Genomic DNA, 237 nt, shown 5'->3' with positions numbered 1-237 from the left:
AGGATTTTGACACGGCGGCCGATTGCGGCAAGGTCACCCCGCTCGACTACAAGGGGCGACTGACTTTCTGGTATCAGGGCGTGTTCGAGGGCGACCCCGACCTTCTGCGCCAGTACTACAAGGATTTCTTCGCAACCTTCCGCAAGACCTATCCGAACATTCAGCTCGAGGAGCAGGCCCTCACCTACAACGACCTCCTGGACAAGTTCCGCACGGCGCTCCTCGGCAATGCCGCGC

General features: G+C 60.3%; 1 pseudogene. It reads left to right on the top strand.

The window, feature by feature from the left end:
* Positions 1-237 (top strand): annotated as a pseudogene (locus EOD29_RS34935) (sugar ABC transporter substrate-binding protein); the annotation flags it as partial.

Origin of the sequence: Mesorhizobium sp. M1A.T.Ca.IN.004.03.1.1 (assembly GCF_003997555.1) — a bacterium.
GTDB lineage: Bacteria > Pseudomonadota > Alphaproteobacteria > Rhizobiales > Rhizobiaceae > Mesorhizobium.
The sequence above is the reverse complement of the archived record's forward strand: the minus strand, read 5'-3'. Positions and strand labels throughout refer to the sequence as shown.